The organism is Kitasatospora sp. NPDC059827, assembly GCF_042731675.1.
Classification (GTDB): domain Bacteria; phylum Actinomycetota; class Actinomycetes; order Streptomycetales; family Streptomycetaceae; genus Kitasatospora.
Genome location: NZ_JBHWIV010000007.1, coordinates 145,103 through 168,842 on the forward strand (window position 1 = coordinate 145,103; position 23,740 = coordinate 168,842).

A 23,740-nucleotide genomic window follows, 5' to 3' on the forward strand; every position below is an offset into this window, starting at 1 on the left:
GTCAGCCCAGCCGGTCGGCGGCTTCGAGGCAGGCGGCGATCGTCGGCTGGTGGGCCGTGCCCTGGCGGACCGCGGTCTCGATCGTGCGGGTGAGCGTGGTGTCCGACACCGGTCGTACGGTCAGCGTCGGCGGGAGGCGGTCGGTGGCGATCCGGGGGATGAGCACGGTGTGGCCGCCGCTCGCGGCGAGGGCGGTCATGGCGGCGAAGTCGGTGCAGGTGTGCCGCACCCGCGGGGTGAAGCCGGCCGAACGGCAGGCCTGGAGGACGGCGTCCCCGCAGGGGGTCTGCGGTGGGGCGGTGATCCACGAGGTGTCCGCGAGCTCCCGCAGGTCGACCGGCGCCCCCGTGCCGCCCGTGCTCGTCGCCGGGCCGGCGGCCGGGTGGTCGGCCCGCAGCACCGCGACCAGCGGATCGGTCCGCAGGGTGCGGGTCTCGATGCCGGGGTACGGGGGCGCGGCGAGGTTGGTGTAGCGGTAGACGAGCGCGACGTCGGCGCGGCGCTGGAGCAACAGCCGTACGGCGGCCTCGGGTTCGGCCTCGGTGATGTGCACCTCCAGGCCGCGGTGGGCGCGCTCCAGGGCCTCGCCGAGCGGGGCCGCGACCGGGACCAGGGCGCTCGGGAAGCAGGCCAGGTGCACCGGGCCGGTCGGTTCCCCGGCGCCGGTGCGCAGCCGTTCCCGGGCCTCGTCGAGCGCCGCGAGCACCGCCCCGGTGTCCGCGGCCAGCCGGTGCCCGGCCGCGGTGAGGTGGACGGAGCGTCCGGTGCGCTCCAGCAGGGCGGTGCCGGCCTCCTCCTCCAGCAGCCGCAGCTGCTGGGAGACGGCGGAGGGCGTGACGCGGTGGAGTTCGGCCACGGCGGTCACCGTGCCGTGCGCCTCCAGGTCGCGCAGGAGGACGAGCCGTCGGACATCGAGCATCAGTCCAGCTTAAGGGCCTGCTGTAGGAGATGTAGCTGGACGCGGGGGCGTGTGGACGGCGAACCTGACTGCCCCGACCCCAGTCCCCGAGCAGTACGGGAGTGTCTTCGTGCGCGCCACCGTGATCCACGGCCCCAACGACATCCGGATCGAGGAGGTGCCCGACCCGGTGGTCCGGCGGCCCACCGACGCGGTGGTGCGGGTGGTCAACGCCTGCATCTGCGGCAGCGACCTGTGGGCGTACCGGGGCGTCGCCGCCCGGGTCCCCGGGCAGCGGATCGGGCACGAGTTCCTCGGCGTCGTCGAGGCGGTCGGCCCCGAGGTGACCGGCTTCGCGCCGGGCGACTTCGTGCTCGCCCCGTTCGTCTGGTCCGACGGCACCTGCGAGTTCTGCCGCGAGGGCCTGCACACCTCCTGCCCCGAGGGCGGCTTCTGGGGGTCGGTCGGCTCCGACGGCGGCCAGGGCGAGGCGGTGCGGGTGCCGTTCGCCGACGGGACGCTGGTGAAGCTCCCGAAGGAGGCCGCCGGTGAGGAGAAGCTGCTGCCCGGCCTGCTCGCCCTCTCCGACGTGATGAGCACCGGGCACCACGCCGCGGTCTCCGCCCGGGTCCGCCCCGGTGCCACCGTCGCCGTGGTCGGCGACGGCGCGGTCGGCCTGTGCGGCGTGCTCGCCGCCCACCGGCTGGGCGCCGGGCGGATCATCGCGCTCGGCCGGCACGAGCGGCGCACCGCGATCGCCCGCGACTTCGGCGCCACCGACGTCGTCGCCGAGCGCGGCGAGGCCGCGGTCGAGGCGGTCCGGGAGCTGACCGGCGGACTCGGCGCGCACGCCGTGCTGGAGGCCGTCGGCACCGAGGAGTCGATGCGGACGGCCCTTTCCATCACCCGCGACGGCGGCACGGTCGGCTACGTCGGCGTGCCGCACGGCGGCTCGGCCGGCGTGGACATCTCGCAGATGTTCGACCGGAACGTCTCGCTGGCCGGTGGCGTCGCCCCGGCCCGCGCCTACATCCCCGAACTGCTGCCGGACGTGCTCTCCGGCGCCATCGACCCCGGCGCGGTCTTCGACCGCACCGTGGACCTCGACGGCGTCCCGGACGGCTACCGGGCGATGGACGACCGTACGGCGCTCAAGGTCCGCATCGCGTTCTGACCGCCCTGCCCCCCGGGCCGCGGCTGCCCTCTTGTTCAAAGTTGATCGACTGCCCTATCTTTTGCTCAGCTTCAAGCAACTCGTTGCAGATTCGAGCAGGGGGATCGATGGCCCACGTCGCCGCCGAGAACGTCATCGCCCTGGACATCGGCGGCACCGAGATCAAGGGCGCCGTGGTGGCGGCGGACGGCACGGTCCTGCGCAGTGAGCGCCGGCCCACCCGGCCCGCCCGCGGCGGTGGCGCGGTCATCGACACCGTGCTCGACTGCGCCGCCGAACTCACGGAACTCGCCCGGCGGGCCGGAGCCCCGCCGCGGGCCGTCGGCGTCGTCGCGCCCGGCCTGGTCGACGAGGCCGCGGGCACGGTGGTCAAGGCGGTCAACCTCGACTGGCACGACATCCCGCTCCGCCACCGGGTGGCCGAACACCTCGGCCTCCCGGTCGCGTTCGGCCACGACGTCCGGGCCGGCGGCCTCGCCGAGGCCCGCCTCGGCGCCGGGCGGGGCAGCGACTCCTTCGTCTTCGTCCCCGTCGGCACGGGCATCGCCGCCGCCGTGGTGACCGGCGGCCGCGCCCAGGGCGGCGCGCGCGGGATCGCGGGCGAACTCGGCCACCTGGTCGTACGGCCCGGCGGCGAGCGCTGTGCCTGCGGCGGCCGGGGCTGTCTGGAGACCGTCGCCTCGGCCTCCGCGATCGCCCGCCGCCACGCCCGGCTCACCGGCACCCCGGACCTCGGCGCCGAGGACGTGCACCGGCGGGCGACCGCCGGCGAGTCCGTCGCCGCCCAGGTCTGGGCCGAGGCGGTGGCGGCCCTCGCCGACGGCCTGGCCGCCACCGTCACCCTGCTCGACCCGGAGCGGATCGTGATCGGCGGCGGCCTCGCCCGGGCCGGGGCGGACCTCCTCGCCCCCCTGGCCACGGCACTCGCCGAGCGGCTGGCCTTCCGCACCCCGCCCCGGCTGGTCGCCGCCGAACACGGCCGCAGCGCGGGCTGCCTCGGCGCGGCCCTGCTGGCCCGGGACCTGCTGGCCGGGGACCCGTCGGCCGGGGACCCGTCGGCCGGGGACCCGTTCGTCCAAGCCCCGTCGCCCGTCGGAGGCACGCCGTGATCCTCACCGTCACCCTCAACACCGCCGTGGACGTCACCTACCGCCTCGACCGGGTGGCCCGGCACGGCAGCAACCGGGTCGGTACCGTCACCGAACGGGCCGGCGGCAAGGGCGTCAACGTCGCCCGGGTGCTCGCCGCGCTCGGCCACGACACCGTGGTCACCGGCCTGGTCGGCGGCGCCACCGGGAAGGCCCTGCGGGCCGACCTCGCCGCCGCCGGGCTGCGCGACGCACTCCAACCGATCGCGGGCCCCACCCGGCGCACCGTCGCCGTGGTCGAGGACGCCACCGGCGACGCGACCGTCTACCTGGAACCCGGCCCCACCGTCACCGCCGAGGAGTGGTCCGCCTTCACCCTCCGCTACCGCCGACTGCTGCGCACCGCCCGGGCCGTCGTCCTGTCCGGCTCGCTGCCCGGCGGCGTGCCACCGGACGCCTACGGGCAGCTGGTCGCCCTCGCCGCCGAGGCGCGGGTGCCCGCCGTCCTCGACGCCGAGGGGCCCGCCCTGCTCGCCGGACTGGCCGCCGGCCCCGCCCTGGTCAAGCCCAACGCGGCCGAACTCGCCGCGACGGCGGGCCCGGTGGACCCCCTCACCGGCGCCCGGCTGCTGCGCGCCGCCGGAGCCCGCGCCGTGGTCGTCTCCCTCGGCCCCGGCGGGCTGCTCGCCAGCACACCGGAGGGCGACTGGCGCGCCCGCCCACCCGAGGACGCACGCGGCAACCCGACCGGCGCCGGCGACTCGGCGGTCGCCGCCCTCACCGCGGGCCTGGTCGCCGCAACCCCGTGGCCGGAGCGGCTGGCCGAGGCTGTCGCCCTCTCCGCGGCGACCGTGCTCGCCCCGCTCGCCGGCAGCTTCGACCCGGCCGACCACCGGCGACTGCTCCCCCTCGTCCGGGTCCACCCGGTCCATCCGGCCGCACCGGGCTCCGCCCCGCAGGGAGAAGCGCACCCCTCGTAACCCGGCGGGTACGTCGGTGAATCGGCTGCGCCACCCTCGGACGCGGGCACCGCGGCGTGACCCTGGCCCGCGCACTGCGCACTGCGCGCGGTGCCCGGCGCTGGACGCCACCGACACCACCCCGGCCCTCTGACGGGGCGGCTGGAACGGGCGACGGGCCAGCGGTACGAAAGTGGTTGCTGAGGCGCGAATGGCTGCAGCATCTTCCGTTCGACCGGCCCGGCTGTCAGCATCGGCGCACACCGCCACCGCTGCCGCCATCTTCACCGCCACCGCCCGTGGGGCCCGAGGGAGTCGCCGATGCACCGCCGTGCCCCGTCCGGCCGGATCGACCTGCTGCTGCGCGGCGGCAGCCTGGTGGACGGCACCGGGGCTGCCGCCCGGCGGGCGGACGTGGCGGTCGTCGGCGACCGGGTGGCGGTCCTGGCGCCGGGGGCCGGGGCGGTGGACGCGGTCGAGGTGGTGGACGTCACCGGGCGGGTCGTCACCCCCGGCTTCATCGACGTCCATACCCACTCCGACGCCCTCACCGCCACCTTCGACGGCGCGGACCACGGCACCGAGGAGCTACGGCTGGCCCCGCTGCTCCAGGGCGTGACCACCGAGATCGCCGGGAACTGCGGCAGTAGTCTGTTCCCCGCGCTGCCGGCTCGGCTGCCCGCCCTCGCCGAGCACCTGCGGGTCACCTTCGGCCTCGGGCCGGTGCGCCCGGCCCGGGACTTCGCCGGCTTCGCCGCCGGGCAGCGGCCCGGCCTGCGGCGCAACCACCTGGCGTCGCTGGTCGGCCACGGGACCCTGCGGGCCGGGGTGATGGGCTTCGCGGACCGCCCGCCGACCCCCGGGGAACTGGCCGCGATGTGCGAGCTGCTCGACCGCTCGCTCGGCCAGGGCGCCGCCGGGTTCTCCACCGGTCTGATCTACCCGCCCGGCTGCTACGCCGGCACCGAGGAGATCGTCGCCCTGGCGTCGGTCGCCGCGCGCCACGGCAAGCCGTACGTGACCCACCTGCGGGACGAGATGTCCCAGGTGGAGAAGGCGCTGGAGGAGGCCCTGGAGATCGCCGCGCGCTCCGGCGCCGCGTTGCAGGTCTCCCACCACAAGACCGCCGGCCGGCACGCCTGGGGCGCCACCGTCCGGACCCTGGCCCGGCTGGACCGGGCCCGCGCCGAGGGCGTGGACGTGCTCTGCGACGTCTACCCGTACACCGCGGGCAGCACCGTGCTGTCCGCGATGCTGCCGCCGTGGGCGAGCGAGGGCGGGCCCGCCGCCCTGCTGGCCCGGCTGGGCAGCCCCGAGGTGCGGGAGCGGATCCGGGCGGACCTCGTGCACGGGGTGGAGGGCTGGGAGAACACCGTCGGCAACGGAGGCTGGGACCTGATCTCGGTCGCCGCCGCCCCGGCCCGCCGCTCCGCCGAGGGTCGGCGGATCGCCGAGCTGGCGGCCGAGCGCGGCGCGGACCCGGTGGACCACGTCTGTGAACTGCTGCTGGAGGGGCGGGGCGAGGTGACCATCATCAGCCACTCGATGCGCGAGGACGACGTCCGCCGGGTGCTGGCCAGCCCGCTGTCGATGATCGGCTCGGACGGGGTGCCCAAGCCCGGCCGCCCGCACCCGCGGTGGGCGGGCAGCTTCGCCCGGGTGCTCGGCCACTACGGGCGGAGCCAGGGGCTGCTGCCGCTGGAGCTCGCGGTGCACAAGATGACCGGACTGCCCGCCGCGCGCTTCCGCCTGGACGGGCGCGGGGTGCTGCGGGACGGCGCGGTGGCGGACCTGGTGGTGCTGGACCCGGAGGCCGTGCTGGACCGGGCGACCTTCGAACGGCCGCTGCTGCCGCCGGAGGGCGTGGAGACGGTGGTGGTGGCCGGGCGGGTCGCGGTGCGCGAGGGGCGGCCGACCGGGGCCCGGGCGGGTGAGGTGCTCCGGGTCCGGTGACACGTCGTGGCCAGACGGGAGCCGCCCGGCCCGACCACCCGCTCCGCCGGCCCGCTCAGCCCGCCCAGCGCCGTTCCAGCAGCGAACCGGTCTCCGCCGCGGCGGCGTCGAGTTCGGTGAGGAAGGCGTGCAGCACCGGGTTGCGGTTGGTGGCCCGGGTGGCCACCCCGATCCGGCGGTGCAACCGGGGGTGGTCCAGTCGGCAGACGTGCACCCCGGCGTCGTCGGCCAGGCCGAGTGCGGGGATCAGCGCCACGCCCATCCCGGCCCGGGCGAGGTTGACGGTGACCTGGTAGTGGTCGCTGCGGCAGCGCACCCGGGGGCGGAACCCCTCGGCCGCGCAGGCGCGTTCGAGCACCGGCTCGCCGATGCCGCCGCCGTGGGTGCCGATCCAGCTCTCGTCCGCCAGCTCCGCCAGCCGCACCACCGGGCGCCGCCCCAGCCGGTGCCGGGGCGGCAGCACGACCAACTGCGGCTCGGCGAAGAACATCCGCACCCGCACCGTCGCCTCCCGGCACCAGGGGTCCAGCGGGTGCTCGAAGACCACGGCCGCGTCCAGCCGGCCCGCCTCCAGGTCGGGCACCAGCTCCTGCGGCTGGCCCGTCACCAACTCCAGCTCCACCCGCGGGTACCGGGCCGCGAAGCCGGACAGCGCCCGGGGCAGCAGGTCCAGCCCGGCCGAGACGAAGAAGCCGACCCGCAGCACCCCGGCCGTCGCCTCGGCGTGTGCCCGCAGGTCGTCCCGGGCGACGGCCATCAGGTCGGCGATCGCCTGGGCGTGCTCGGCCAGCCGGGCCCCCGCCGCCGTCAGCCGCAGCGACTGCGGCGCCCGCTCCACCAGCGCGACCCCCAGCTCCTGTTCCAGGCGCGCGAGTTGGTGCGAGACGGCGGACGGGCTGAGGTGCAGTGCCTGCGCCGCGGCCACGATGGTGCCGCGGCGGGCGATCTCCAGCAGGACGAGCAGGCGGGCGCTGTTCAGCATCGGCCCAGACTAGGACCCGCCTTCCGGACCCTCCCCGGAACCCCGGGGCTCAGGCGCCCCGCTGGGCGTTCGCCGGTTCCGGGGCCGGCCGCGTGGTGCTGCCGTCGCCCGCGACGTCGAGGCGCAGCAGGTCGTACTCGGTCTCCCGGCGCACCACCAGCCGGGCCCGGCCGTCGCGGACGAAGACCACGGCGGGCCGCGGCAGTTTGTTGTAGTTGGAGGCCATCGCGTAGCCGTAGGCGCCGGTGACCGGGGTGGCGAGCAGGTCGCCGACCCGCAGGTCGGCCGGCAGGGCCGCGTCGTCGATGATCACGTCGCCGCTCTCGCAGTGCTTGCCGACCAGCCGGGCCCGGTACGGGCGGTGCGCCTCGGGGCAGCGCGGCAGGAAGGCCTCGTAGCCGGCTCCGTACAGCGCGGGCCGCAGGTTGTCGCTCATGCCGCCGTCCACGCTGACGTACGTGCGCACGTCCGGGATCCGCTTGACGGTGCCGACCCGGTACAGGGTCAGCCCGGCCCGGGCGGCTATCGAGCGGCCCGGCTCCACGCCGACCTCGCCCGTCCAGCCCGCGCCGCGCACCGCCGCGCGCACCCGCGCCGCCCAGACGGCGAAGGGCGGGGCGCTCTGCCCGCCCACGTAGGCCACGCCGAGGCCGCCGCCGACGGTCAGTCCGGCGACCGCGCTGTCCACCGCGAAGCGGGCCACCGCGGCGGCCCCGTCGGCCAGTTCGGCCGGGTCGAGGACCTGGGAGCCGACGTGGGCGTGCACGCCCTCCAGCCGGACGGCCGTGGAGGCCGCGGCCCGGCGCACGGCGGCCGCGGCGGCGCCGTCGGCGAGGCCGAAGCCGAACTTGGAGTCGTGGCCGCCGGTGCGGATCGCCTCGTGGGCGCCGGCCGCGACGCCGGGCGCCACCCGCAGCCGGATCCGGGCGGGCGGCAGGCCCTCCACGTGGTGCAGCCGCTCGATCCGCTCCAGTTCGTCGAAGCTGTCCACCACGATGTGGTGCAGTCCGGCGGTCATCGCGGTGCGCAGCTCGCCGTCGTCCTTGTTGTTGCCGTGCAGGACGATGCGGTCCGGCTCCACCCCGGCGTACAGGGCGGTGCGCAGTTCGCCGCCAGAGGCGACGTCCAGCAGCAGGCCCTCGTCGGCGACCAGCCGGGCCATGGCCGTGCAGAGGAAGGCCTTGGAGGCGTAGGCCACGTTGCCCGGGCCGAAGGCGGCCACCGCCTCCCGGCAGCGGCTGCGCAGGTGCTCCTCGTCGTAGACGAAGAGCGGGGTGCCGTGCTGGCGGGCGATCTGCTCCAGCAGGACGCCTCCGACGGCCAGGCCCTCGGGCCGGACCTCGGCGGTGAGCGGCAGCAGGCCCGGCTCGACGGGGGAGTCGGCGGACGGCGGGGCGGGCGGCGCAGCGGACACGGTTCTTCCTCCCGGCAGGCTGATTCGCTGCTCATCCTCGGGCCTGGGGGAGGGGGCGAGAAAGCGCATTCTTCGGGCCCTGAGCCGTACCTTCCTCGATGCTCGCGGGGTGTCGGCGGGCCGTCAGACCTTGGCGTCGTTCTTGTGGCGGGCGGTGGCCGGGAGGCCGTTGGCGAGGTCCTCGGTGAGGAGGCGCCAGGCGATGGCGTCGGCGGCGGTGCGGAGTTGGGGGCTGCGGGGGCGGCCGGCGTCGGCGTCGAGGCGGGCGTTGAGCCAGCCGGACCACGCGCGGGCGAGGGAGCGGACCTCCTGGGTGCCGGCCTCGGTGTGGGTGAGGCGGTCGCCGTCGCGGGTGAGGTAGCCCTCGGTGGCCATCCGGTCGAAGACCGGTTCGAGGACCTCGGGCGGCAGCTTCTTGCGGGTGGCGATGAGGTCGAGGGAGGCGTGGCCGAGGGCCTTGGTGTGGCCGGCCACCTCCATCAGGGCCCAGGCGCCGGCGAGGTCGACGCGGGTGTCGGCGTCGCCGACGATGGTCCGTACGGTGTCCAGGTCGATGTCGCGCACGATCTTGCTGACGGCGTACTCCAGGTGCGGGTCGGAGTCGCTGGTGGTGGGTTGGGCGAAGCCCTCGCCCATGTCGGTGGAGCCGGCCCGGGTGGTGTCGCGCAGCTGCACCTGCTTGAGGAACAGCGCGACCACGAAGCCGACCACGGCCACCGGGATGGTCCACAGGTACACGGTGTGCAGGGCGTCCGAGTACGACTGGATGATCGGCGCGGCCTGGTCGGCGGGCAGCTTGTGCAGGCCCTGCGGGCTCTCCCCGGCGTGCACCAGGACGGCCGGGTCGGCGCCGGTGAGCCGGGCGGAGGCGGCGACGCCCTTGGCGAGTTCGGTCTTGAGGCCGTTGGCGTAGATGGTGCCGAACACGGCGGTGCCGAAGGAGCTGCCGATGGTGCGGAAGAAGGTCACCCCGGAGGTGGCGGTGCCGAGGTCGGCGTAGTCGACGGTGTTCTGCACGGCGATGGTCAGCACCTGCATGCTCAGGCCGATGCCGACGCCGAGCACGAACATGTAGAGGGAGGCCAGCGCGGTGCCGGTGCCGGGTTCGAGCCGGGACAGCAGGTAGAGGCCGACAGCCATCACCAGGGTGCCGGCGATCGGGAACAGCCGGTACTTGCCGGTCTTGCTGACCACGTTGCCGCTGGCGATCGAGGCGATCAGCAGGCCGATCACCATCGGCAGCATCCGCACGCCGGAGACGGTCGCCGAGTCGCCGTCCACGTACTGGAGGAAGGTCGGCAGGAAGGTCAGCGCGCCGAGCATCGCGAAGCCGACGATGAAGCTGAGCACCGAGCAGACCGCGAACACCGGGTTGCGGAACAGCCGCATCGGCAGCATCGGTTCGGCGGCCCGGGTCTCCGTCCAGCAGAACAGTCCGAGCGCGACCGCGCCGCCGACGAACAGGGCGATGATCACCCCGGAGCCCCAGGCGTACTGGTTGCCGCCCCAACTGGTCGCCAGGATCAGGGCGCTGGCGCCGACCGAGACCAGGGCGATGCCCAGGTAGTCGATCACCGGCCGCACCGCCGAGCGCACCGAGGGGATGGTCCGGGCGGCCGCGATCACCACGACGACGGCGATCGGCACGTTCACGTAGAACGCCCAGCGCCAGGACAGGTGGTCGGTGAACAGCCCGCCCAGCAGCGGCCCGATGACGGTGGCCAGGCCGAACACCGCGCCGATCGCGCCCTGGTACTTGCCGCGCTCGCGCAGCGGGATGACGTCCGCGATCAGCGCCATCGCGGTGACCATCAGCCCGCCCGCGCCGATGCCCTGGACGGCCCGCCAGGCGATCAGCAGGGTCATGTTGGTGGACAGGCCGCACAGGAACGAGCCGCCGACGAAGACGATCGCCGAGACCTGGAAGATCAGCTTGCGCCCGTACAGGTCGCCGAACTTGCCCGCCAGCACGGTGGCCACCGTCTCGGCCAGCAGGTAGGAGGTGACCACCCAGGACATGTGGGCGGCGCCGCCGAGGTCCGAGACGATGGTGGGCAGCGCGGTGCCGACGATGGTCTGGTCGAGGGCGGCCAGCAGCATGCCGAGCACGATGGTGGCGAAGACGACGTTCCGCTGCCGTACGTCGAGCACCGGCGGGGCGGAGGGCTGGGTCTCGGTGGCGACAGTCATGCCGCCAGCCTCGGGCGGCTCGGGGCCGGTCGCGATCCGGTTCGTCCGTTCGGGTGAGCACCCCGCGCACCCGGGGCCGGACGGGGTTCGGGTGGCGACGGGGTTCGGCCCAGGTGAGGATGAGCCGGAGCAGAGCCGGCACCAGTCCGCGGACACCGGGAGGAGGCTCCCCATGACCGCCCCACCCTCCCGCGACGCGGAGCCCCCGCGCCCGCAGCCGCCCGGCGCCTCCGCCGTCGGCGGGCGGGCGGAGGCGCGGCGCTGGCGGGCGCTGACGGTCTGCCTGGTCGCCGGGTTCATGACCCTGCTGGACGTCAGCATCGTTAACGTCGCCCTGCCCACCGTCCGGGCCGGACTGCACATGTCCGACAGCGGCCTGCAGTGGGTGCTCAGCGGCTACGCGCTGGCCTTCGGCCTGGTGCTCGTCCCCGCCGGGCGGCTCGGCGACGCCCGCAGCCGGCGGGCCGTCTTCCTCACCGGGCTCGCCCTGTTCACCGCGGCCAGCGCGCTGGCCGGTGCGGCCCAGGACCAGGAGTGGCTGGTGCTGGCCCGGCTGTTCCAGGGCGCGGCCGGCGGGGTGCTGGTGCCGCAGGTGTCCGGCTTCATCCAGACCCTGTTCCAGGGCGCCGAACGCGGCCGGGCCTTCGGCGCGCTGGGCGCGACCATCGGGCTGTCCACCGCCGTCGGACCGCTGCTGGGCGGGCTGTTGATCCACGCGTTCGGCCCGCAGGACGGCTGGCGCTGGGTGTTCCTGGTCAACCTGCCGATCGGGCTGGTCGCCCTGCCGGTCGCCTACCGGCTGCTGCCGCCGCCCCGCCCGGCCGGCGAGCGGGCCGGGCAGCGGGACTTCGACCCGGTCGGGGTGCTGCTGCTCGGCGCGGGGACGGTCGCCCTGCTGCTGCCGTTCGTCCAGGAGCAGCAGTGGCACAGCCCGGCCCGCTGGCTGCTGCTGCCGCTGGCGGCGGTGCTGCTGACGGCCTTCGTCGGCTGGGAGCGCCACTACGCGCGGGAGCGGCCGGCCGGGCGGCGGCGCGAACCGCTGGTCAGCATGGCGCTGTTCGCGGTGCGGCCGTACGCGGCGGGGGTGCTGCTGTCGCTGGTGTACTTCGCCGGGTTCACCGCGATCTTCTTCATCTTCACGCTCTACCTCCAGGCCGGGCACCACTACTCGGCTCTGACGGCCGGTCTGGCGATCACCCCCTTCGCGGTCGGTTCGGGCGTGGCGGCCGCGGTGGGCGGGCGGCTGGTGAGCCGGTACGGACGCCGGCTGGTGGTGGCGGGGCTGCTGCTGGTGCTGGGCGGCCTGCTGGCCTCGGCGTTGGCGGTGCAGCTGTGGGACGGGCCGCTGGTGGGCTGGACGACGCTCGGCCCGCTGCTGGTGGCCGGTGCGGGGAGCGGTCTGGTGATCGCCCCGAACCAGACCCTCACCCTCCAGCACGTCCCGCTGACCCGCGCGGGCAGCGCCGGCGGTGTGCTGCAGACCGCCCAGCGGGTCGGCTCGGCGGTCGGCATCGCGGTCGTCGGCTCGGTCTTCTTCGCCCACGCCGGGGGGCGCCGCCCGGACTGGGCGCTGGCCTTCCAACTGGGCGTCACGGTCGCGGCCGGGCTGGTCCTGGCGGCGCTGCTGGTCGCCCTCGCCGAGGAGTGGGCGGGCCGGCGGGAGGCCGCCGGCCCCGTCAGTGGTGACGGCCCCGTCAGTGGTCGCGGCCCCGTCAGTGGTCGCGGCGCCGGATCGCCACCGCCGCGATGAGGACCGAGGCGAGCGCCCACACCGCGTAGCTGGTCCAGGAGCCGGCCACGGTGGCCGGGTAGTCGCTGGGGCGCATCCCGACCAGGGTGGTGCGGGCCAGGCGCTGCCAGGCCGGGAAGGGCAGGGCGTGCAGGAGATCGGCGGACCAGCGGTAGCGCTCGGTGACGAAGGAGGGCAGGAGGAACAGCACCGCGATGGTGCCGACCACCGCGCCCGCGCTGTGCCGGATCAGGGTGCCGAGGCAGAGCCCGACCAGCGCGCAGACCGGGGCGAACAGCGCGGCCGCGGCCACGTACCGGAAGGCGGTCGGGTCGGTGATCGACTGGCCGATGCCGCGGTCGGCCAGGACGGCCTGGGTGATGCCGAAGGAGACGCCCGCGGCGACGGTGCCGAAGCCGGTCATCACGCCCGCCAGCACGCCCGCCTTGGCCAGCAGCACCGCCCGGCGGTCGGGCACGGCGGCCAGGGTGGTGCGGATCAGCCCGGTCGCGTACTCACCGGCGATGACGATCGCGCCGAGGCCGCCCGCGACCAGCATCATGATGTCGGCGGAGCCGATGTGGAAGGAGTCGTTGAGCGCGGTCTGCGCCATCACCGCCGGATCGCCGTCGCCGGGCGTGTAGGTGTCGTGGGTGTACTGGGCCGCCTTGTAGTTGGCGGCGATGATGACGAGCGTGCTGATGCCGAGCACCCAGGGGATGGAGCGCAGCGACCAGAACTTGAGCCACTCGGCGGCGAGCAGGTCGCCGAAGCGGGCGCGGCGTACGGGGGTCGAGGAGCGTACGGGGGTGGAGGAGCGTACGGGGGTCGAGGTGTGCGGGGCGGTGTTCAACGGGGCTCTCCGGCGAGGTACTCGATGCTGTCGGCGGTCAGTTCCATGAAGGCCTCCTCCAGGGAGGCGCCGCGTTCGGTCAGGCCGTACAGCAGCAGGCTCTGCTCCAGGGCGAGTTCACCGATCCGTTCGACGCCCAGCCCGGTCACGTCGAGGCTGCCGTCCGGCTCGGGGCGGACGGTGGCCCCGGCGGCCCGCAGCACGGCCGTCAGCCGCTCGGGTTCGGCGGCGCGGACACGGACGGCGGCGCGGCCGGCCCGGGCGGCGAACTCGCCGAGGCTCTCGTCGGCGATCAGCCGGCCGCGGCCGATCACCACCAGCCGGTCGGCGGTGTGCTCCATCTCGGCCATCATGTGGCTGGAGACGAAGACGGTGCGGCCCTCGTCGGCGAGGCGGCGGAACAGGCCGCGCACCCAGAGCACGCCCTCGGGGTCGAGGCCGTTCAGCGGCTCGTCGAAGAGCAGTACGGGCGGGTCGCCGAGCAGTGCGCCGGCGATGCCCAGGCGCTGCTTCATGCCCAGCGAGTAGCCGCCGATCCGGCGCCCGGCGGCGTCGGCGAGGCCGACCTCGGCGAGCACCTCGTCCACCCGGCGGCGCGGGATCGCGTTGCTGCGGGCGAGGGCCCGCAGGTGGGCGCCGCCGGTGCGGCCGCCGTGCACGTCGCCGGCGTCGAGCAGGGCACCGACCTCGCGCAGGCCGCGCGGCAGGCCGCGGAAGTCCCGGCCACCCACGGTGGCGGTGCCGGAGGTGGGGGCGTTCAGGCCCAGCACCATCCGCAGGGTGGTGGACTTGCCGGCGCCGTTGGGGCCGAGGAAGCCGGTGACGTGGCCGGGGCACACGGTGAAGGTCAGCTGGTCGACGGCCGTGCGGCGGCCGTAGCGCTTGGTCAGTTCGGTGACTTCGATCATGGCCACCACGATGCCGGGGGAGCCCCCGCTGCCGCATCGGACCGGCGTCGACACCGCAGGTCGGCCCCGGTCGTACAACCAGGGTTGGATGACGGCGCCCGCACCCGTCGTTACGATCTTGGACCATGCCCACCACACCGACGCCCCCGCTGCTGCGGCGCGTCCCGCCCGAGGCCTGGGTCGCCCTCGCCTGGTGCGTGGCCGCCGCCTACCCCGCCGTGCTGCTCGGCGGCACCGCCCGGCTGCATCGGGGCGCCGCCCTGCACGGCGGCCTGGCCTTCACCCTGGGCGACACGGCGGTGGCCTTCCTCGGCGCGGCGCTGGTGCGCCGGCTGCCGGTGCTCTCGGTCGCCCTGCTGCTGTTCGCCACCTGGATGGAGACCGACGGCTTCTCGGCCCAGGTCCAGGTCTCCCCGGCCGCACTGCTGGCGGTGTACGTCGCGCTGTTCCTGATCACCGCCCGCTGCCCGCGCCGCAGTTCGCGGGCCGCCTTCGCACTGGCGGCGGTCTTCCTGGTGCTGCACATGGGCCTGGTCCACGGCAACACCGTCGGCATCTTCACCGGCACCCACATCGGCGAGGCGGACGGCGCCGCGCTGCTCGCCCTGGTCGCCTGGCTGGCCGGGCGCTCGGTGCGGCAGAACCGGGAGCACGCCGAGACCCTGAGCAGCCGGGTGGCCGCCGAGGCGGTGACCGCCGAACGGCTGCGGATCGCCCGGGAGATGCACGACACCGTCGCGCACAGCATGGGCATCGTGGCCCTCCAGGCCGGTGCGGCCCGCCGGGTGATCGACCGCCGGCCGGAGCGGGCCAAGCAGGCACTGGGCGAGATCGAGGCGGCCGGCCGGGAGACCCTGGCCGCGCTGCGCCGGATGCTGGTCGCGCTGCGCCAGGCCGACGGCGAGGTGTCCGACACCGTCCCGGCGGGCCTGGCCGACCTCGACCGGCTCGCCGCGGCCACCACCGCGGCCGGGGTGCGGGTGGAGGTGCGGCGCACGGGCGAACCGGGGCCGCTGCCACCGGAGATCGACCTCTCGGCGTTCCGGATCATCCAGGAGTCGGTGACCAACGTGGTGCGGCACGCGCGGGCCGCCGAGTGCCTGGTGACCGTCGACCGCAGCCGGGCGCAGGAGCTCCGGGTGGAGGTCACCGACCGGGGCCGGGGCCGGGGCCACGGCGACGCGCCCGGCAGCGGCTTCGGCCTGGCCGGGCTGCGCGAGCGGGTCGCCCTGCTGCACGGCGAGTTCGAGGCCGGGCCGCGCCCGGACGGCGGCTTCCGGGTCGCCGCCCGGCTGCCGGTCCCGCTCCCCGAGGGGGTGACCGCGTGATCCGGGTGGTGCTGGCCGACGACCAGCCGCTGGTGCGGGCCGCGTTGGAGATGGTGATCACCGAGACGACGGACGTCGAGGTGGTCGGCGAGGCGGGCGACGGCGCCGAGGCCGTCCGGCTCGCCGCCGAACTGCGGCCGGACGTCGTGGTGATGGACATCCGCATGCCGGGCACCGACGGCATCGAGGCGACCCGGCGGGTGACCGCGGCGGGCGGGCCGACGAAGGTGGTGGTGCTCACCACCTTCGACGAGGACGAGCACGTGTACGCGGCGCTGCGCGCCGGGGCCTCCGGCTTCCTGGTCAAGGACATGGCGCTGGACGACATCCTCGCCGCGGTGCGGGTGGTGGCCGCGGGGGAGGCGCTGATCGCCCCGAGCGTCACCCGGCGGCTGATCGGGGCGTTCGCGGCCCAGCAGCCGAAGCCCGCACCGGCCGCCGCCGCGCGGCGGCTGGAGGCGATCACCGAGCGGGAGCGGGAGATCCTCACCCTGGTCGGCCGGGGCCTGTCCAACACCGAGATCGCCGCCGAACTGGTGCTCAGCATCGCCACGGTGAAGACCTACATGACCCGGCTGCTCGCCAAGCTGGACGCCCGCGACCGGGTCCACCTGGTCATCCTGGCCTACGAGGCGGGCCTGGTCGCCGTCCCCGGCTGACCGGGCCCGCCCTTCCGGGGCTCAGTCCTTGACCGCCACGCCCGCGTACATCGCGATGTCCCGGTCGCGGACCGCCGGGGTGTGCGGGTCCGGCCGCCAGTGGTGGACCAGGGTGACGCCCGGGTCGAGCAGCCGGTAGCCGTCGAAGAAGGCCTCGGTCTCGGCCTTGTCGCGGATCTGCAGCGGGATGCCCCGGGCGTTGTACTCCCGGCCGACCCCGCCCACCCCGACCGGGTCGGTGTCGCCGGTGAACACGGTGAGGGCGAGGAAGCTGCCGGGCGCCAGCGCGTCCATGAACCGGCGGACGATGCCCTGCGGGTCGTCCTCGTCCAGCACGAAGTGGACGATGGCGATCAGCGAGAGCGCCACCGGCTGCGAGAGGTCGAGCACCTCGCGCAGCCGGGGGTCCTCGATGATCGACTCCGGGTTCCGGAAGTCGGCGTCCACGTAACAGGTGCGCCCCTGGGGCGTGCTGTCCATCAGGGCGCGCGCGTGGGTCAGCACGATCGGGTCGTTGTCGACGTAGCCGACCCGGGCCTCGGGGGCGATCGCCTGGGCGATCTCGTGCACGTTGGGCGAGGTGGGGATGCCGGTGCCGATGTCCAGGAACTGCCGCACCCCGTACTGCTCGGTGAGGTGGCGCACCGAGCGCTGCATGAAGGCGCGGGTGGTCCGCATGGACGTCGGCAGCGCCGGCCAGGCCTGGACGGAGGCGTGCGCGGCGGCCCGGTCCGCCTCGAAGTTGGTCTTCCCGCCGATGAGGTAGTCGTAGACCCGCGCGGAGTGCGGCACGTCCATCCGCAGGTCGATCGAGGGGTAGTGCTCGTCCGTCACGCTCTCGCTCCCCGTTGCTTCGGGCATCCGTCACCGGGCGCCAGGGCGGCCGGTCTTGGTGCGCATGGTAACGGTTCGCCGGTGTGACGGTATGACGAGGGCTCAGGTGAGGGGCGCCTCCGGACTGCGCACCTCCAGCCCCACCGCCTGCCGGGGCAGCGCCCCCGCCCGGCCGCCCCGCCCGGCCGCCAGCTCCACCGCCGCACCGATCCAGGCCGCACCGAACGCCCAGGTCGCCACCCACTCGCACAGGTAGACCGGCCGCACCGCCCAGTCGGCCCCGAACCCGGACAGCCCCGTCACCACCGCCGCCAGCAGGGCGACCAGGATCAGCACTCCCGCCGCCAGGTACGCCGTCGCCACCCGGGCGGGCTGCGCCGAGCGCGGATTGCGGAAGGAGTACAGGCAGAACAGCGCCAGCATCACGAACAGCAGCCCGGCGAAGGCCAGATGGAACACCCCGACCGTGCGCTGCAACCCGGTCGGGTCCGACGGCGCGGTCGGACACAGCGCGACCCCGAGCGCGAACACCCCGGCGGCCGTGCTCCACCGGTCGTCCCGCCGGTCCAGCCGGTAGCAGATCAGGAACACCCCGAGCGCGCAGAGGGCGCCCACGAAGACGTTCCGGGTGCCGCCGTAGTAGGCGGCGCTCATCGACGCGGGCCAGAAGCCGTCCGTGGCCCGCCCGGTGAGCTCGTCCGCCAGCCAGTTGCCCAGGGGCAGGGCCGGTGGCAGCAGCACGCCGATCGCGCCGACGCCGAAGCGCAGGAAGGTGATGGTCCGTTCGTCCTGGACGCTCTGTGGTCGGGATTCGGGGGATTCGATGCTGTTCGCGGCACTCCGGTCGTCGGTCACGGATGCCTCCTCGCTGGTGAGCGCGATGGTTGGCCGTCAACTGGTGTACCCGCAACCGGAGATCGACCACCACCGAATCGGGTGGTTTGGCGGGTCTCCACCACGTTCTCCACCACGCGGCGTCGGTCCACCACGAGGCCTCGGCCTACAACGCCGCCTCGGCGCCGGGTTCGAGGCGGAACTCGGCGTCGTCCGCGTCGTAGTCGTAGAGCTCGCCGTAGCGGCCCCAGTCGATGGCGGTCTCCAACTGGCGCCGGGCGTCCGCGGTGTCGTAGCCGGACCGCAGCAGGTCGAGGAAGAGGTCCTCGCGGAGCTTGTGGTCCCTGGTGGCGGCCAGGGACTGGACGACGGCCCGCACCAGCGGGGCCCGGCGGGCGGCCTGGCGGGCGAACAGCTGCTTCCTGGTGAGGATGTCGGCGGCGGCGAACTCGCGGCCGGCGGCCGTGATGGCGAAGCGGCCGTCGGTGGTGCGGGCGAGGTCGAGCAGGACGGCGGCGTCGACCAGCGGGAGCAGGTCGTCGACCTCGAAGTTGAGCTCGTCGGCGATCTCGGCCAGGCCCTCCTCGCCGCCGGTGGCCAGCAGGATCTCCAACAGGCCGGCCAGCCCGCCGACGGTGGCGGGCGGCAGCGGGGTGGTGATCGGGGTGACGGCCTGCGGGGCGGCGGGTTCGGTGGCGGGCTGCTCCTCGCGGCCGGTGAGGATGCCGTAGACGGTGTCGACCAGGGCCTCGAACTGGGGGGTGCGGCGGTCGCGCGGGCGGGGCAGGTCGACGGTCAGTTCGGAGCGGATCCGGCCGGGGTTGGAGGACAGCACGAGGATCCGGTCGGCCAGCAGCACCGCTTCCTCGATGTTGTGGGTGACGATCAGGATGGACTTGACCGGGGCCCCGCGGCCCTCCCACAGGCCGACCAGTTCGTTGCGCAGGTTCTCGGCGGTCAGCACGTCGAGGGCGGAGAACGGCTCGTCCATGAACAGCGCGTCCGGTTCGACCACCAGCGCCCGGGCGAAGCCGACCCGCTGGCGCATCCCGCCGGACAGCTCCTTGGGGTAGGCGCCCTCGAAGCCGTCCAGGCCGATCAGGTCGATCGCCCGCAGTGCCCGCTCGCGCCGCTCCTCCTTGCCCACCCCGCGCGCCTGGAGGCTGAGTTCGACGTTCTGCTGGACGGTCAGCCAGGGCAGCAGGGCGAAGGACTGGAACACCATCGCCACCCCCGGGCTGGCGGCCCGCAGCGGGGTGCCCCGGTAGGTGACCGTCCCGGAGGAGGGCGGGATCAGCCCGGCCAGGCAGCGCAGCAGGGTGGACTTGCCGGAGCCGGACTTGCCGAGCAGGGCGACGATCTCGCCCTCGGCCAGGTGCAGGCCGATGTCGTCCAGCACCGGCAGGGCCCGTCCGTCCGGGGTGGTGAAGGTCTTGGTGACGGCGGAGGCCTCGACGATCGTGGTGCGGGCGGGGGCGGGGGTCATCGCGTGGGGTCTCCTCAGAGGGCGTAGCGGGTCTCGGAGAGCCGGTAGAGCCGGCGCCACAGCAGCCGGTTGAGCGCGACGACGTAGCAGCTCATCACGCTCACCCCGACCAGGATCCTGGGGAAGTCGCCGGTGCCGGTGGCGTCGGCGATGTACGAGCCGAGCCCGGTGGCGGTCAGGTGGTGCGCGCCGTAGTCGACCACCTCGGCGACGATCGAGGCGTTCCAGGCGCCGCCGGCCGCGGTGATGCCACCGGTGACGTAGTACGGGAAGACCGCCGGCAGGACGAAGGCCCGCCAGCGCAGCCCGCCCCGGACCTGGAAGCCGGTCATCGCCTCGCGCAGGTCGCTGGGGATCGCGGAGGCCCCGGCGATCACGTTGAACAGGATGTACCACTGGGCGCCGAGCGCCATCAGCAGCACCGAGCCCAGGTTCAGCGAGATGCCGAGGGCGACGAACGCGACGGTGGCGAAGGGGAACAGGAAGTTCGCCGGGAAGCTGGCCAGCACCTGCACCACCGGCTGGGCGAAGCGGGTGACCTTCGGGTTCATGCCGATCCACACCCCGATCGGCACCCACACCGCGGTGGCCACCACGAGCAGCACCAGCACCCGCCCGAAGGTGGCCGCGCCGAGGGCGAAGGCGTGGCCGAACTCGCCGAGGCCGACGGTGCTGTGGACGTAGTCGAAGGCCCTCCAGGCGCCGAGGACCACCACGGCGGTGACCGCGCCGGCGAAGAACACGTCCCCGGTGCGCTCCCGGGTGGCGGGCCGGGCGAGCGGGTGCTCGGCGAGGCCGAAGACCCGGGTGGCCCGGTCCAGCGCGACCCCGACCGGCCGCAGCGGGCGGGCGGCCAGCTCCGGCAGGCTGGAGCGGCGCAGCAGGTCCAGGACGATGCTGCGCGGCCGGTCGGCGGCCTGCGACTCCTCCACCCGGAAGCGTTCGGACCAGGCCGTCATCGGCCGCCAGAACAGCACGTTGACGCCGATCACCATGACGACCATCACGCCGATCGCGATGCCGACCTGGCCCAGGTCGCCGTCGCCGATGGCGGTGGCCGCGTAGGAGCCGATGCCGGGCAGCGCGTAGCGGTGGTTGAGGACGCTGATCGACTCGGAGGCGGCCAGGAAGAACCAGGCCCCGCCGAAGCTCATCATCCCGTTCCAGACCAGCGGGATCATGCCGCTGGGCACGTCCAGGCGCCAGAACCGCTGCCACTTGGTCAGCCGCATCACCCGGGCCGCCTCGTCCAGTTCGCGCGGCTGGCTGACCAGCGAGTAGTGGAACGCGAAGGTCATGTTCCAGGCCATCGAGGTGAAGATGGCGAAGACCGACGCGCATTCGAGGCCGAGAGTGGAGCCGGGGAAGAGGTTGATGAAGGCGGTGACGGTGATCGACAGGAAGCCGAGGACCGGCACCGACTGGAGGATGTCGAGGACCGGCAGCAGCACCTTCTCGGCCCGCCGCATCCGGGCCGCGGCGGTCGCGTAGACGAAGGTGAACAGCACCGAGGCGATCAGGGCGACGAACATCCGCAGCAGCGAGCGCACCGCGTAGAAGGGCAGCCGGGAGGGGTCGGTGGAGACGGTGGCGGGGGCCTGTTCGGGCAGGAACGGGGCGTCGAGCGAGGGGGCGAGCCGCAGCAGCCCGTACAGCCCGGCCACCAGGGCGGCGGCGACCAGGACGTCCACCCAGCGCAGCCCGGGGCGGCGCCACACGCCGCGGGAGGGGAAACCGCCGTTGCCGCCGGCCACCCCTACCACCGTCCGTCCGCTCGCCGGCTCCTCGGCTCGTCCACCGCGCCGGGGTCGACCGCGCCGGTCCGACCGCGCACCAGCCTCGCGGCAGACGGACCGGCCCGCCACCGGAGCGCTGCTCAGGGGTGGCGGGCCGGGCGGGGCCGGGCGGGGCCGGGCGGGGCCGGGTGCGGGTCAGCCGGTCGGGGTGCCGGCCCGTTCGACGAGTGCGTTGAGCAGGGCCGCGCCGCGCTCGGCGTCGTCGACGCTGAGCACGAAGTCCGTCCCGCGCCTGGTGCGGACCACCAGGCACTCGCCGGAGCGCAGGAAGACGCTGGTGCCCCCGCGGAAGACCCGGAAGCCCCAGCCGCCGGCCTGACGGGCGTTGAGCCGGCCGACCCGGGCGGAGGCGATCTCCTCCGGGGCGAGGTGCCGGGCGGGCAGGCCGAACGGGCCGAAGCCGACGTGCAGGCCGTCGTCGCCCACCCGGACCCGGACGGATGAGCAGAGCAGCAGGGCGAGGGCGCCGAGGCCGAAGAGGACCACCGACGCCCAGTCCACGGACTCGGTGCGCCCGGCCGCGGCGAGCAGCAGGCCCGCCGCCGTGATCAGGCCCATCAGGGCGGCGACCACCTGCATCCAGTGGTTGGAGGCCCGGGACAGCCAGACCAGCCGCTCACCGGCCCTCAGTTCCAGCACCGGCCCGCCGGGCCGGGCGGGCCCGTCGGCGGCCGACCGGGTCGCCAGCCAGGCCAGCACGCCCGCCAGGCCCGCCGCGAGAGCGATCAGCAGCACCTCGATGCCCATCGGCGCGGCGTCCTGCCAGCGGGCCCGGTCCAGGTTGGCGCGCACGATGGAGGCCTGCGCCCCGCTCAGCAGCACCCCGGTGGCGGCCAGCACCGGCCCGGCGGCGCCGCGGGCGGGGCCGGGCCGGAACCGCAGCGTGGTGGCCAGACCGGCCGCGAGCAGCAGCCAGACGCCGGCCGGGAACAGCGCCGCGGCGGTCAGCGGCATCGAGCCGTCCGGCCGGCTGCCGCTCCAGTGCGTGGCCACCTGCTCCGGCAGCCGGTCCCGGGCGGTCAGCGGCAGTGCGACCAGCAGAGCCGTCACGCCGAGGATCCAGACCCCGGCCCCCCACAGCGCCGTCCGGCGCACCGGCCGGTCCGGGGCGGGTTCCCCGGCGGCTGCTTCGTCCTTCACGACATCCCCCTGATCAGATCCACGAGATCGTTCCTGCTGTAGCCGGCCTCGGCCGCGTCCGCGACCAACTGCCGTACCCGCTCGACCAGTTCGCTACGGGTGTCGGCATCGGTGGCGACCGTGATGCCACGGCCCCGGCGGAACTCCAGCACCCCCTCGTCGCGCAGGGCGCGCAGCCCGCGCAGCACGGTGTTGGTGTTCACACCGAGGGCCCGGGACAGCTCCCGGGCGGGCGGCAGCTTGTCGCCGGGGGCGCACTCGCCCTCCGCGACGGCCCGTCTGATCGCGCCCGCCACCTGCTCGTGCAAGGGGCGGGCGTCGCCAAGGTCCAGCTTCAGCAACATGGTGCTAGTGACGATAACACCATTCGGCCGTGGTGCTATCGGCCGCGCGGGGACGGACGGTTCAGCGGGGACGGACGGTTCAGGGGATGTAGAGGCTCTGCGCGCCGGTGACCCGGGTGTCGTCGCCGGCCGCGACGGTGTCGAGGACCTCCCCGCCGCAGTCCGCGCCGGAGTGGATCTCCACCGCCCGGTCGGTGAGGTTGTCGATGATGCTGCCGCCCTCGTCCAGGGCGTAGCAGCCGGAGGGGTCGGTCTGGGTGGTGCCGTTGATGGCGAGGTCCCCGGTGGCGGCGGCGGCCGGAACGGCGGTCAGGGCCAGGGCGGCGGCGGTCATCAGCGGGACGCCGAGGACGGCGCGAAGAGTGATGGTCATGTCGGATGCATAACCGTTCGAGGCGCGCGCCTCGCCGGGAAGGACCGGGTTGCCCCCGGAGGGCGCACCGGAGGGCGGGGAGCGCCGATCCGTGTGGCGGGGAGCGCCGATCCGTGTATGGAGTGCGTACGGAACGCCGTCCGGGGCGTCAAAGAGGCGTCAACGAGCGCCGGGCGGGCGGCCGGGAGGCGATTGGGTGGGGAGCGACGGAGGACCGAACCACACGAGGACGGATCATGCACGGCGACGGACGGCACCAGGACGGCACGGCACCCAGGGTGGTGGTCGGGGTCAGCGGGTCGCTGGGCAGTCTGGCCGCGCTGCACCGCGGCCTGGCCGAGGCCCGCGACCGCGGCGCGGTGCTGTGGCCGGTGCTCGCCTGGGAGCCGCCGGGCGGCGAACACGGCTACCGCCGCTCGCCCTGCCCGCAGCTGCTCGCCGTCGTACGGGAGGCCGCCGAGCGGCGCCTGGACGAAGCCCTGGAGGCGGCCTTCGGCGCGGACGGCCCCGACGTGCCGATGCAGCCCGTGGTGATCCGCGGCGAGAGCGGCCCCGCCCTGGTGCACGTCGCCGACCGGCCGGACGACCTGCTGGTGCTCGGCCGCAGCGGCGGCCCGCTGCGCCGCCGGCTGCGGCGATCGGTGTCCGCGTACTGCGCCCGCCGGGCCGGCTGCCCCGTCCTCGTCGTCCCGGTGCCCGCACTGCTGCACGACCTGGAGGCGCTCCACCGCCGCACCCGCTGGCACCTGCCGGTCGCCCCGGCGCCCGAACCGCTCGCGGCGAAGGGCCGGTGACGGG

At 75.0% G+C, this 23,740-nt stretch carries 21 protein-coding genes; 8 read left to right on the top strand and 13 right to left on the bottom strand.

Annotated elements, in window-relative coordinates; genetic code table 11:
• Position 1: 1 nt before the first annotated feature.
• Positions 2 to 919, bottom strand: a complete 918-nt coding sequence (locus ACFV8H_RS06940) for a LysR family transcriptional regulator (RefSeq protein ID WP_380397137.1) — start codon at positions 917 to 919, stop codon at positions 2 to 4.
• Positions 920 to 1,028: 109 nt separating this feature from the next.
• Between ACFV8H_RS06940 and ACFV8H_RS06945 the strand changes: the two genes are divergently transcribed.
• The 4 genes from ACFV8H_RS06945 (at position 1,029) to ACFV8H_RS06960 (ending at position 6,072) form a co-directional block, all read left to right on the top strand.
• Positions 1,029 to 2,072 (top strand): zinc-dependent alcohol dehydrogenase family protein, encoded by a 1,044-nt coding sequence (locus ACFV8H_RS06945; RefSeq protein WP_380397139.1) that lies wholly within the window; start codon positions 1,029 to 1,031, stop codon positions 2,070 to 2,072.
• Positions 2,073 to 2,179: 107 nt separating this feature from the next.
• Positions 2,180 to 3,181 (top strand): ROK family protein, encoded by a 1,002-nt coding sequence (locus tag ACFV8H_RS06950; RefSeq protein ID WP_380397140.1) that lies wholly within the window; start codon positions 2,180 to 2,182, stop codon positions 3,179 to 3,181.
• The gene (locus ACFV8H_RS06955; protein ID WP_380397142.1) at positions 3,178 to 4,140 is read left to right on the top strand and encodes a 1-phosphofructokinase family hexose kinase; all 963 of its coding nucleotides are present in this window, start codon (positions 3,178 to 3,180) and stop codon (positions 4,138 to 4,140) included. Before ACFV8H_RS06950 ends, ACFV8H_RS06955 begins: the two co-directional genes overlap by 4 nt.
• Positions 4,141 to 4,440: 300 nt before the next feature.
• Entirely contained in the window at positions 4,441 to 6,072 is a 1,632-nt protein-coding gene (locus ACFV8H_RS06960; RefSeq protein WP_380397144.1) for an amidohydrolase family protein, read from the top strand.
• Positions 6,073 to 6,127: 55 nt separating this feature from the next.
• Here the strand turns inward: ACFV8H_RS06960 and ACFV8H_RS06965 are convergent, their stop codons facing one another.
• The 3 genes from ACFV8H_RS06965 to ACFV8H_RS06975 all read right to left on the bottom strand — a co-directional run bounded on the left by ACFV8H_RS06965 (position 6,128) and on the right by ACFV8H_RS06975 (position 10,658).
• Positions 6,128 to 7,054 (bottom strand): LysR family transcriptional regulator, encoded by a 927-nt coding sequence (locus ACFV8H_RS06965; protein WP_380397146.1) that lies wholly within the window; start codon positions 7,052 to 7,054, stop codon positions 6,128 to 6,130.
• A gap of 49 nt (positions 7,055 to 7,103) precedes the next feature.
• Positions 7,104 to 8,468, bottom strand: coding sequence for a diaminopimelate decarboxylase (gene lysA, locus ACFV8H_RS06970; RefSeq protein WP_380397148.1), 1,365 nt, complete (start codon positions 8,466 to 8,468; stop codon positions 7,104 to 7,106).
• Positions 8,469 to 8,591: 123 nt separating this feature from the next.
• On the bottom strand, positions 8,592 to 10,658 hold the full coding sequence (locus ACFV8H_RS06975) for an MDR family MFS transporter (protein WP_380397150.1): 2,067 nt from the start codon (positions 10,656 to 10,658) through the stop codon (positions 8,592 to 8,594).
• 172 nt (positions 10,659 to 10,830) lie between these two features.
• Here ACFV8H_RS06975 and ACFV8H_RS06980 point away from each other — a divergent pair, with 172 nt between their 5' ends.
• Positions 10,831 to 12,408, top strand: coding sequence for an MFS transporter (locus ACFV8H_RS06980; RefSeq protein WP_380397152.1), 1,578 nt, complete (start codon positions 10,831 to 10,833; stop codon positions 12,406 to 12,408).
• Here ACFV8H_RS06980 and ACFV8H_RS06985 read toward each other — a convergent pair.
• Complete coding sequence (locus ACFV8H_RS06985) at positions 12,371 to 13,240, bottom strand: ABC transporter permease (RefSeq protein ID WP_380397154.1); 870 nt, start codon at positions 13,238 to 13,240, stop codon at positions 12,371 to 12,373. The genes ACFV8H_RS06980 and ACFV8H_RS06985 overlap by 38 nt on opposite strands.
• Positions 13,237 to 14,148: an ABC transporter ATP-binding protein gene (locus ACFV8H_RS06990; protein ID WP_380397155.1), complete on the bottom strand. Its 912-nt coding sequence runs from the start codon at positions 14,146 to 14,148 to the stop codon at positions 13,237 to 13,239. The genes ACFV8H_RS06985 and ACFV8H_RS06990 overlap by 4 nt, the downstream gene beginning before the upstream one ends.
• 125 nt (positions 14,149 to 14,273) lie before the next feature.
• Between ACFV8H_RS06990 and ACFV8H_RS06995 the strand changes: the two genes are divergently transcribed.
• Positions 14,274 to 15,476, top strand: coding sequence for a sensor histidine kinase (locus ACFV8H_RS06995; protein ID WP_375884426.1), 1,203 nt, complete (start codon positions 14,274 to 14,276; stop codon positions 15,474 to 15,476).
• A complete protein-coding gene (locus ACFV8H_RS07000) occupies positions 15,473 to 16,135 on the top strand; it encodes a response regulator (protein ID WP_380397157.1) in 663 nt (220 codons plus the stop codon). Before ACFV8H_RS06995 ends, ACFV8H_RS07000 begins: the two co-directional genes overlap by 4 nt.
• A 21-nt stretch (positions 16,136 to 16,156) precedes the next feature.
• Here ACFV8H_RS07000 and ACFV8H_RS07005 read toward each other — a convergent pair whose 3' ends face one another.
• From ACFV8H_RS07005 to ACFV8H_RS07035, 7 genes are all read right to left on the bottom strand, one after another.
• On the bottom strand, positions 16,157 to 16,996 hold the full coding sequence (locus ACFV8H_RS07005) for an SAM-dependent methyltransferase (RefSeq protein ID WP_380397159.1): 840 nt from the start codon (positions 16,994 to 16,996) through the stop codon (positions 16,157 to 16,159).
• A gap of 75 nt (positions 16,997 to 17,071) precedes the next feature.
• Entirely contained in the window at positions 17,072 to 17,824 is a 753-nt protein-coding gene (locus ACFV8H_RS07010) for a hypothetical protein (protein ID WP_380397161.1), read from the bottom strand.
• A 145-nt stretch (positions 17,825 to 17,969) separates the two neighbouring features.
• Positions 17,970 to 19,289, bottom strand: a complete 1,320-nt coding sequence (locus ACFV8H_RS07015; protein WP_380397163.1) for a nitrate/sulfonate/bicarbonate ABC transporter ATP-binding protein — start codon at positions 19,287 to 19,289, stop codon at positions 17,970 to 17,972.
• 14 nt (positions 19,290 to 19,303) lie between these two features.
• Positions 19,304 to 21,043, bottom strand: coding sequence for an ABC transporter permease (locus ACFV8H_RS07020; protein ID WP_380397164.1), 1,740 nt, complete (start codon positions 21,041 to 21,043; stop codon positions 19,304 to 19,306).
• Positions 21,044 to 21,220: 177 nt separating this feature from the next.
• Complete coding sequence (locus ACFV8H_RS07025; RefSeq protein WP_380397166.1) at positions 21,221 to 22,225, bottom strand: DUF1648 domain-containing protein; 1,005 nt, start codon at positions 22,223 to 22,225, stop codon at positions 21,221 to 21,223.
• Positions 22,222 to 22,569 carry a GntR family transcriptional regulator gene (locus ACFV8H_RS07030; RefSeq protein ID WP_375884444.1) on the bottom strand — a complete coding sequence of 116 codons (348 nt, stop codon included), beginning with the start codon at positions 22,567 to 22,569 and terminating at the stop codon, positions 22,222 to 22,224. Before ACFV8H_RS07030 ends, ACFV8H_RS07025 begins: the two co-directional genes overlap by 4 nt.
• Before the next feature lie 79 nt (positions 22,570 to 22,648).
• Complete coding sequence (locus ACFV8H_RS07035) at positions 22,649 to 22,942, bottom strand: hypothetical protein (protein ID WP_380397168.1); 294 nt, start codon at positions 22,940 to 22,942, stop codon at positions 22,649 to 22,651.
• A 236-nt stretch (positions 22,943 to 23,178) separates the two neighbouring features.
• Between ACFV8H_RS07035 and ACFV8H_RS07040 the strand changes: the two genes are divergently transcribed.
• A complete protein-coding gene (locus tag ACFV8H_RS07040) occupies positions 23,179 to 23,736 on the top strand; it encodes a universal stress protein (protein WP_380397170.1) in 558 nt (185 codons plus the stop codon).
• Positions 23,737 to 23,740: the final 4 nt, after the last annotated feature.

What these genes read in the sequence shown, in the direction of transcription:
- ACFV8H_RS07015 (WP_380397163.1), bottom strand. Translation starts at nt 19,289, where the DNA reads ATGACCCCCGCCCCCGCCCGCACCACGATCGTCGAGGCCTCCGCCGTC.
- ACFV8H_RS06990 (WP_380397155.1), bottom strand. Translation starts at nt 14,148, where the DNA reads ATGATCGAAGTCACCGAACTGACCAAGCGCTACGGCCGCCGCACGGCC.
- ACFV8H_RS06965 (WP_380397146.1), bottom strand. Translation starts at nt 7,054, where the DNA reads ATGCTGAACAGCGCCCGCCTGCTCGTCCTGCTGGAGATCGCCCGCCGC.
- ACFV8H_RS07005 (WP_380397159.1), bottom strand. Translation starts at nt 16,996, where the DNA reads ATGCCCGAAGCAACGGGGAGCGAGAGCGTGACGGACGAGCACTACCCC.
- ACFV8H_RS06940 (WP_380397137.1), bottom strand. Translation starts at nt 919, where the DNA reads ATGCTCGATGTCCGACGGCTCGTCCTCCTGCGCGACCTGGAGGCGCAC.
- ACFV8H_RS07030 (WP_375884444.1), bottom strand. Translation starts at nt 22,569, where the DNA reads ATGTTGCTGAAGCTGGACCTTGGCGACGCCCGCCCCTTGCACGAGCAG.
- ACFV8H_RS06960 (WP_380397144.1), top strand. Translation starts at nt 4,441, where the DNA reads ATGCACCGCCGTGCCCCGTCCGGCCGGATCGACCTGCTGCTGCGCGGC.
- ACFV8H_RS06980 (WP_380397152.1), top strand. Translation starts at nt 10,831, where the DNA reads ATGACCGCCCCACCCTCCCGCGACGCGGAGCCCCCGCGCCCGCAGCCG.
- ACFV8H_RS06975 (WP_380397150.1), bottom strand. Translation starts at nt 10,658, where the DNA reads ATGACTGTCGCCACCGAGACCCAGCCCTCCGCCCCGCCGGTGCTCGAC.
- ACFV8H_RS06950 (WP_380397140.1), top strand. Translation starts at nt 2,180, where the DNA reads ATGGCCCACGTCGCCGCCGAGAACGTCATCGCCCTGGACATCGGCGGC.
- ACFV8H_RS07035 (WP_380397168.1), bottom strand. Translation starts at nt 22,942, where the DNA reads ATGACCATCACTCTTCGCGCCGTCCTCGGCGTCCCGCTGATGACCGCC.
- ACFV8H_RS06995 (WP_375884426.1), top strand. Translation starts at nt 14,274, where the DNA reads ATGCCCACCACACCGACGCCCCCGCTGCTGCGGCGCGTCCCGCCCGAG.
- ACFV8H_RS07040 (WP_380397170.1), top strand. Translation starts at nt 23,179, where the DNA reads ATGCACGGCGACGGACGGCACCAGGACGGCACGGCACCCAGGGTGGTG.